We start from the raw sequence: 8,732 nt of genomic DNA on the forward strand, positions 1-8,732 counted from the left end.
AGGGAGTGCCACCCATGAAGACCCTGCTGCTGGTCACCACCGGCCTGCTGTCGACCAATGTGTTCGCCGCCGACACCCTCACCGTCTACACCTACAGCTCCTTCACTGCAGAATGGGGTCCGGGGCCCAAGATCAAACAGGCCTTCGAGAAAGCGTGCGACTGCACCCTCAATCTGGTTCCCCTCGAAGATGGGGTCGCCATCCTCAACCGGCTGCGGCTGGAGGGCAACCACAGCAAGGCCGATCTGGTGCTGGGGCTCGACGATGCCCTCATCAGCGAAGCCAAGCAGAGCGGTCTGTTCGCCCCCCATCCTGCCAAGCTGGATGGCATCAAGGTGCCGGGAGGCTGGCAGGATGACACCTTCGTCCCCTACGACTACGGCTACTTCGCCTTCGTCTATGACAAAGACAAACTCAAGCAGCCGCCCAAGAGCCTGAAAGAGCTGGTGGAGCGCCCCGACCTCAAAGTGATCTATCAGGATCCCCGTACCTCCACCCCGGGGCAGGGGCTGATGCTGTGGATGAAGTCTGTCTACGGCGACAAGGCGCCTGCCGCCTGGACCGAGCTTGCCAAAAAGACGGTCACCGTCACCAAGGGGTGGTCAGAGGCCTATGGCATGTTCCTCGATGGTGAAGCGGACATGGTGCTCTCCTACACCACCTCTCCGGCCTATCACCTGATTGCCGAGAACAAGCCCCAGTATCAGGCTGCCGCCTTCGAAGAGGGTCACTACCGTCAGGTAGAAGTGGCTGCCAAGCTGAAGAGCGCCAAACAGGAGAAGCTGGCTGACCAGTTCCTGCAATTTATGGTGAGCCCCGCCTTCCAGAACGAGATCCCGACCGGCAACTGGATGTATCCCGTTATCGACACACCGCTGCCCAAGGGCTTCGAGCAGATGATCACCGTAGCCAAGCCGCTCGCCTTCAGCAGCGATGAGGTGGCCGCCAATCGCAAAGGGTGGATCCGCGAGTGGCTGCAAGCCGTCACCCAGTGAACCGTTATCTGAAACCACAAGCTCGTCCCCTCTGGTGGTTGCCGGGCAGTGCCGCCACCCTGTTGATCCTGCTGTTATCCCTCGGGCCGCTCGCGGCCCTGTTGTGGCAGGCCGGTTCGCTGGCACCCCGCACCCTGCTCGCAGATCCTTATCTGCGCCATGTGCTGGGCTTCAGTCTGGGGCAGGCACTGCTCTCCACCCTGCTCAGTCTCGGGCTGGCCATTCCGGTGGCCCGCGCGCTGGCGCGGCGGCGATTCCTTGGCCGAACCCTGCTGATCAAGCTATTTGGTCTCTCGCTGGTACTGCCGGTCATCATCGCCATCTTCGGTATCGTGGCGGTACACGGCAAACAGGGGTGGCTGCCGCAACTGTTGCGCACCCTGGGGCTGGATCCCGGCAATTATCTCTACGGCCTGTTCGGTATCCTGCTGGCCCACGTCTTCTTCAATATGCCGCTGGCGGCACGCCTGATGCTGCAGAGCATAGAGAGCATCCCCGAATCGAGCTGGCGCCTCGCCAGCCAGCTCGGCATGCGCTCATCCCATATCTTCCGGCTGCTGGAGTGGCCGCTTATTCGCGGCATATTGCCGGGGCTGGCTAGTCTCATCTTTATGCTCTGCTTCACCAGTTTCACAACCGTGCTGGCGCTGGGGGGCGGGCCCAAATCCACCACGCTGGAGGTGGCAGTCTATCAGGCGCTGCGCTTTGACTTCGATCTCGCCACCGCGGGCGGACTGGCGCTGGTGCAGCTGATCCTGACCGCCGCCCTGCTCGCCCTGCAACACAAGCTGCAGAGCACCCCGGCCAGTCGGGTGACACCCCGTCGCCCCTGCCTGCGGCCGGACCGTCATCAGCCGGGCACGACCGTGGTGGATCTCCTCTCGCTCGGCATCGGGTTCGCCATTTTTCTGCCGCCACTGCTGGCCATCGTCGTCGCCGGCCTCCACCCCGGTCTGCTGACGGCGCTCACCTCCAGCAAGCTATGGCAGGCGAGCGGCCAGTCGCTGCTGATTGCGCTGGCGGCGGGCACCCTGGCGGCCCTGCTTGGCAGCGGCCTGCTACTCACCAGCCGTCACCTCAAGGTACGTACCCGCCAGCGGCGAGCTGCCGCCCTGTGGGAGGCCAGCGGTTCGGTGATCCTGATGATCCCGGCGGTGGTGCTCTCTACCGGTCTCTTCATCCTGTTTATGCCGTTCGCCGATGTGTTCGCCCTCGGCCCCTGGCTGGTGGTGCTGGTCAACGCCCTGATGGCGCTACCCTATGTGCTGCGCACCCTCTCCGCTCCCATGCAGCAGGCGGTGCGCCAGTATGACCGGCTGGCGGACAGCCTGGGGGTACGCGGCCTGTATCGCCTGCGGCTGGTGGAGTGGCCGCTGCTGCGCCGTCCATTGGCACTGGCGATGGCACTGTCGATGATCCTCTCGTTGGGGGATCTCGGCGCCATCGCCATGTTTGGCAGCCAGGAGCTCACCACCCTGCCCTGGCTGCTCTACCAGCAGCTCGGCAGTTACCGACTGACCGAGGCGGCCGCCACCGCTCTGCTGCTGCTGACGCTCTGTTTCTCCCTGTTCTGGCTGGTGGAGCGGGGTCTTGGAGGAAAACATGCTGAACATTGATATGCTTGCGACCAGCTACCCCGACTGGCGCGTCAGCTTCAGCGCGACCCTGCCCAAGGGAGAGATCACCGCGCTGATTGGCCCAAGCGGCGCGGGCAAGTCGACCCTGCTCGGGATGATCGCCGGCTTCGTGCCGGTGGAATCAGGCCGCCTCAGTTTCGATGGTGAAGACCTGCTGCCACTGGGCCCCGCCGAGCGACCGGTCACCACCCTGTTTCAGGATCACAACCTGTTCCTCCATCTGTCGGTGTTCGACAATATCGCCATCGGCTTGCACCCGGGCCTGCGCCTGAGTGCAGCCCAGCGGGCACAGGTGATCGATGCAGCCGGGCGGGTTGGCCTTGGTGAGATGTTAGACCGCCAGCCTGAACAGCTCTCCGGCGGCCAGCAGCAGCGAGTCGGGCTGGCTCGCGCGCTGGTGCGCGGCAAACCGCTGCTGCTGCTGGATGAGCCCTTCTCTGCCCTCGATCCCGCCCTGCGCCGGGAGATGCTGGCCGAAGTGGCGCGCCTCGCCTGCGAACAGGGCATTACCGTACTGATGGTCTCCCACAACCCGGAGGATGCCCAGCTGATTGCCGATCAGGTGCTCTTTGTCGACGAGGGCCGCATCGCCCTGCAAGGCAAGCCGGATATTCTGCAAAACAGCGACCACCCGGGGCTGCTGCGCTACCTTGGACAGTGACCCAAGGACACTGAACTGGTGACGGGATCAAAAAAGGGAAGCCAAGTGGCTTCCCTTTTTCATATGAAGATAGTCAGCTAAATCAGAGATTTTCCTCGGCGAACGAAGCCAGTCGGCTGCGCACCACCCCGTTGAGGAAGATGTTGGCACTGCCGTCGAAATCCTTGAAACGCTCGACGATGTAGGTGAGCCCCGAAGTCACCGGGCTCAGGTAGTTGGAGTCTATCTGGGCCAGGTTACCGGAGCAGACGATCTTGGTGCCCTCCCCGCAACGGGTAATGATGGTCTTGATCTGGGATGCGGTCAGGTTCTGACACTCATCCAGCAGCACGAAGGTATTCTGGATGCTGCGCCCGCGCATAAAGTTGACCGATTTGAACTGGATGTTGGCCTTCTCCATGATGTAGCTGAGCGAGCCGCTCATGTTCTCGTCCTGCTTGTGCAGCACCTCCAGGGTGTCGGTCACCGCCGCCAGCCAGGGCATCATCTTCTCCTCTTCGGTGCCGGGCAGGAAGCCGATGCTTTCGGCAATTTCCGGGGTATTCCGGGTGACGATCACCTTCTCGTAAATGCCCTTCTCAATCACCAGCTCCAAAGCCGCCGCCATGGCCAGCAAGGTCTTGCCGCAACCGGCCGGGCCGGTCAGGATCACCAGATCGATGTGCGGATCGAGCAGTGCATCCAGCGCCATCCCCTGATAGACATTCTTGGGATGAACACCCCACGCCTTGCGGGACATCAGCCGCTCGCGACCCAGATCCTTGATGCGGATCTTGCTGCCATCGTGGCTGAGTACCCGGGCGGCGAAGAAGTTCTCTTCATCCACCAGATACTGGTTTACATGAACCCCTTCCAGCAGATTGGCATCGATCACATGGATGGTGTCGCGGCCATGGGTCTCGCTCTCGCACTCGCCAACCCGCTCCCAGAAGCTGCCGGGCACCACCTGAAAGCCTTTGGCCAGCAGGCGAATATCATCGATCAGCTGGTCGCTGCGATAATCCTCAACGTGCGCCAGCCCTGCACCTTTCGCCTTGAGGCGCATGTTGATGTCTTTGGTGACCAGCACCACCTGACGCTTCAACTCATGCTTTTGCAGATAGAGGGCCGCGTTGATGATGCGGTTGTCGGCCTCCTTGTCGGTAAACACCTCGGCATCCTGCGGCAGATGGTGATCGCTGAAGATGCAGATATTGCCGCTCGCTTCGCCAGCCAGTGGAACGCCCTGGGTGATCTGATCCGGGGTTGCATCGCGGAACACATCTTCCAGCGCACGGATGGCTACCCGCGCGTCGCGGCTGACATCCTTGTTGCGATCCTTGATGTTATCGAGCTCTTCCAGCACCGTCATGGGGATGAGCACGTCGTGCTCTTTGAAGGAGTAGATAGCGAGGGGTTCGTGAAGCAGAACGTTGGTATCCAGGATAAACAGCTTTCGGTCCGTATTGTCCATAAGCATCCTCCTTGGCACTGAAGGGCCACGTGTGTGAATCTCAGATGTCATTGAAACCACACGGCCGTGACAGTTTTATTACCCTCAACGCTACGCCCGATTTTACTATCGCGCAACAAATCACTTGGCCGCCTGATTTGATTGCGCATAAAAACAGCAATACAAAGACCGGCACTGTGGCCGGTCTTTTTTCTATCGTTCAACTACTTGGGCATGTCTGTCAGCCGCACTTGGAGTCGCCACAGTTGAGGCAGGTCATGCAGCCATCCTTCAGCACCAGCGCCTTGGTGTGGCACTTGTAGCAGAGCGCGGCATTGGCCGGGAAACCACCGCCAGCCTGCTGCTCTTCGGCCTCCTGAGCGGCTTTCAACTCGGCTTGCTTCTCGGCCAGAAATGCCTGCTGATGCTCGTCCAACCCCGGTGCCTTGAGCATGCCTATCTCGGTGAGATGGCTCTCGATCACGTTGCCAATTTCGGCGATCAGCGACGGCACATACTTGCCCTTGTTCCAGTAGCCGCCCTTGGGATCGAATACGGAACGCAGCTCCTCGACCAGGAAGGTGACATCCCCCCCCTTGCGGAATACCGCCGAGATGATGCGGGTCAGCGCCACAATCCACTGATAGTGCTCCAGGCTCTTGGAGTTGATGAAAATTTCGAACGGACGGCGAGTTTCGTGAACCGTGCCCTCGTTGAGAATAATGTCGTTGATGGTGATGAACAGCGAGTGCTCGGAGACATGCTCCGGCGTCTTCAACTTGTAGGTGGTACCCATCAGCCGCTCTGGACGCAACACGGTTTCGTGCATATGCACTACGTCATCCTGCGTAGAGAGATCTTCTTGCGGCTCATCCTTGGTACGCACCTTGTAGGCGACGATTTTCTTGTCGATCTTCTTGACCATAATGTCGTTCTCAGAATTTACCGTAATAGCCTTCTTTCAAGGCGTCGTAGAGGTTGGCGGCCGTATGCAGCTCGCCATCGTATTCGATCTCTTCGTTCCCCTTGAAGGAGATGACGGAGCCATCCTCCAGGGTGAAATCGTACAGGGTGTTCTCCAGATCCTTCTCCTTCACCAGCACGCCCTGGAAGGCCTCCGGATTGAAGCGGAAGGTGGTGCAGCCCTTGAGGCCGGAGTCCGAGGCATACATGTAGATGTCCTTGAACTGCTCGAACGGGAAATCAGTCGGCACGTTGGCGGTCTTGGAGATGGAGGAGTCAATCCAGTGCTGGGCCGCAGCCTGAATATCCACATGCTGCGCCGGGCTGATGTCATCGGCAGTAATGAAATAGTCCGGCAGACGGCTCGCCTCATCATCGGCATAGGGCGTGGCTGCCGGATTCACCAGCTCGCGGTAGGCCAGCAGCTCGAAGGAGTAGACATCGACGCTCTCCTTGCTCTTCTTGCCCGGCTTGATGACGTTGCGGCTGTAGTGGTGGGCAAAGCTCGGCTCGATGCCGTTGCTGGCGTTGTTGGCCAGAGACAGCGAGATGGTGCCGGTCGGCGCGATACTACTGTGATGGGTGAAACGCCCACCCACTTCGGCCAGCTCGGCGACCAGCGCAGGATCCACTTCGGCAACCTGCTGCATGTAGCGGCTGTAGCGCGCATGCAGCACCTTGCCCTTCACCTTGTCGCCCACCTTGATGCCATCAGCCGCCATTTCCGGGCGCAGACGCAGCATCTTGCCGGTCACTTCGAACTCCTGCTCCATGATGGGGGCTGGGCCCTTCTCCTTGGCAAGACGCAGGGACTCCTGCCAGCCGGTCATCGCCAGCTCCTGGGATACCTGCTCGGTAAAGGCTACGGATGCCGCAGAGCCGTACTTGATCTGCAGCATGGTGAGGGTCGAACCAAGACCCAGGAAACCCATGCCATGCCGGCGCTTGGCTGTGATCTCCTCGCGCTGTTTGGCCAGCGGCAGTTGGTTGATCTCCACCACGTTGTCGAGCATGCGGGTGAAGATGGCCACCACCTTGCGAAACGCCTGCCAATCGAACGCAGCGCTTTCAGTAAAGGGGTCGCGCACAAACTTGGTCAGATTGACCGAGCCCAGCAGACAGGCACCGTAGGGCGGCAACGGCTGCTCACCACAAGGGTTGGTCGCGCGGATCTCTTCACAGAACCAGTTGTTGTTCATCTGGTTGACCTTGTCGATCAGGATGAAGCCGGGCTCTGCATAGTCATAGGTGGAGGTCATGATGACATTCCACAGCTTACGGGCTGGCATGGTCTTGTAGACCTTGCAGGCGACCTGCCCCAACTCGTTGAATACAACCCCTTCCTTGTTGGGCCAGTCGGCCCATAGCACCTGAGCGGGATCGTCCAGCGCAATGCCATCCTGCTCCACCTCTTTAGCGGTATAGGGGAAGATCAGCGACCAGGGGGCATCCTCTTTCACCGCCTTGACGAAATCTTCGGTGATGAGCAGAGAGAGGTTGAACTGACGCAGGCGGCCATCTTCACGCTTGGCCTGAATAAACTCGATCACATCGGGATGGCGGATATCCATGGTGCCCATCTGGGCGCCGCGACGGCCACCGGCTGACGAGACGGTGAAACACATCTTGTCATAGATATCCATAAAGGAGAGCGGGCCGGAAGTGTAGGCACCGGCACCGGAGACAAAGGCACCGCGCGGGCGCAGGGTCGAGAAGTCATATCCGATGCCGCAACCGGCTTTCAGGGTCAGACCGGCCTCGTGCACCTTGCCAAGGATATCGTCCATCGAATCTTCGATGGTACCGGAAACAGTACAGTTGATGGTTGAAGTGGCAGGCTTGTGCTCAAACGCCCCGGCGTTGGAGGTGATGCGGCCCGCCGGAATGGCCCCATTGCGCAGCGCCCACAGGAACGGCTCATACCAGGCCTCCGGTTCCAGCTCCTGCTCTGCCAACGCACGGGCTACCCGCTGGTAAGTCTCATCGATAGAGCTGTCGATGGGAGTGCCATCCTTGCTCTTGAGGCGATACTTGCTATCCCAGATCTCGAGGGACGTTTCCTGCATGGGGATAAGGCGGGAGCCAAGCTCACTCTCCAGCACCGGGTTCGATTTAGCCATTTTCAATCAACCTTATGTGAATGCATCAACATCATGACAACAGCAGAAAACACAACCTATGGTGCCATTTAAAATCAATGGCACAACATATAGCACACCTGATGCCATGAGGGCGCCGATTCTAACCTAAAAAAATGCCCCGGCCAGCAGATTTCTGGGCCAGGGCACTTAACTGATTAATTTGCTGAGAGATTTAACACTCAGAGATAGATCAGGGCTTCTTGACGTAAACGGTCGGTGTTTCACCCGCCATATTCAGATAGAACTCGTAGACGCCATCAGCATCTGGTGAGAACTTCATGTCCTCATACTTGGAGCAGGGGTTGACCGGCACCGCCTCACCACCCAACACGGCAACACCATCACTCGGGCTCTTGTAGCCAAAGTTGGTACCGCAGCTCCAGCCTGAATCAGCAAACTTGAACTTGTAGGGGGCCCACTCTTTCTTGAGGGTGCCTTTGGCCATATAGAGCTTGTCGGCCACCTTGACTACCTTGCTTTCATCAGTCGCCATCCAGTCGTTCATCTCCCCGCGCAGGTAGATGGACTTGCCACCGAAGTCGCTGTTGTCTGCCCCCGCCTGCTCTGCACCACCATTGGATGCGCAACCGCCTAATACCAGGGTTCCCGCCGCCAGCATCATCGTTACTGTTCTTTTGAACATGGGTCTATTCCTTAAATTATTGTGATTCCTTGGTCCATCCATGTGGACTGAAGAATTAAACCAGAGCAGGCATCCCAAGAAAGGTAGAGGCATCACATTCTGTACTTTTTATATCCAACACATTGAACTAGTGAGCAAATATCGAACAGAAAAGAGGCCTTTTTGGAGCTTTAGAAGGGTAATCAATGAATGACAAGAAGGGGAAAGTCTAATAATCCGGTGACGTGCTGAATTGCAGGTAATAAAAAACCCCGCTCGAT

General features: G+C 59.0%; 7 protein-coding genes. 3 read left to right on the top strand and 4 right to left on the bottom strand.

From position 1 onward, the window contains the following. Positions 1-14 precede the first annotated feature (14 nt). Genes thiB through thiQ form a run of 3 tightly spaced genes read left to right on the top strand, consistent with a single transcriptional unit; the run spans position 15 to position 3,293 of the window. Entirely contained in the window at positions 15-995 is a 981-nt protein-coding gene (gene thiB / locus BN1139_RS14920; RefSeq protein ID WP_005349145.1) for a thiamine ABC transporter substrate binding subunit, read from the top strand. Further along, entirely contained in the window at positions 992-2,611 is a 1,620-nt protein-coding gene (gene thiP / locus BN1139_RS14925; RefSeq protein WP_013724104.1) for a thiamine/thiamine pyrophosphate ABC transporter permease, read from the top strand. The genes thiB and thiP overlap by 4 nt, the downstream gene beginning before the upstream one ends. Beyond that, the gene (gene thiQ / locus BN1139_RS14930) at positions 2,598-3,293 is read left to right on the top strand and encodes a thiamine ABC transporter ATP-binding protein (RefSeq protein ID WP_005349140.1); all 696 of its coding nucleotides are present in this window, start codon (positions 2,598-2,600) and stop codon (positions 3,291-3,293) included. Before thiP ends, thiQ begins: the two co-directional genes overlap by 14 nt. A gap of 82 nt (positions 3,294-3,375) precedes the next feature. Here the strand turns inward: thiQ and BN1139_RS14935 are convergent, their stop codons facing one another. From BN1139_RS14935 to BN1139_RS14950, 4 genes are all read right to left on the bottom strand, one after another. After that, entirely contained in the window at positions 3,376-4,746 is a 1,371-nt protein-coding gene (locus BN1139_RS14935) for a PhoH family protein (protein ID WP_005339173.1), read from the bottom strand. Positions 4,747-4,966: 220 nt separating this feature from the next. Beyond that, entirely contained in the window at positions 4,967-5,650 is a 684-nt protein-coding gene (locus tag BN1139_RS14940; protein ID WP_005349133.1) for a TSCPD domain-containing protein, read from the bottom strand. Between the two features lie 10 nt (positions 5,651-5,660). Next, positions 5,661-7,808: an adenosylcobalamin-dependent ribonucleoside-diphosphate reductase gene (locus BN1139_RS14945; protein WP_005349112.1), complete on the bottom strand. Its 2,148-nt coding sequence runs from the start codon at positions 7,806-7,808 to the stop codon at positions 5,661-5,663. A 211-nt stretch (positions 7,809-8,019) separates the two neighbouring features. Continuing rightward, complete coding sequence (locus BN1139_RS14950) at positions 8,020-8,472, bottom strand: early set domain-containing protein (RefSeq protein ID WP_005349109.1); 453 nt, start codon at positions 8,470-8,472, stop codon at positions 8,020-8,022. Between the last annotated feature and the right edge of the window lie 260 nt (positions 8,473-8,732).

Origin of the sequence: Aeromonas veronii bv. veronii (genome assembly GCF_000820225.1) — a bacterium.
GTDB lineage: Bacteria > Pseudomonadota > Gammaproteobacteria > Enterobacterales > Aeromonadaceae > Aeromonas > Aeromonas veronii.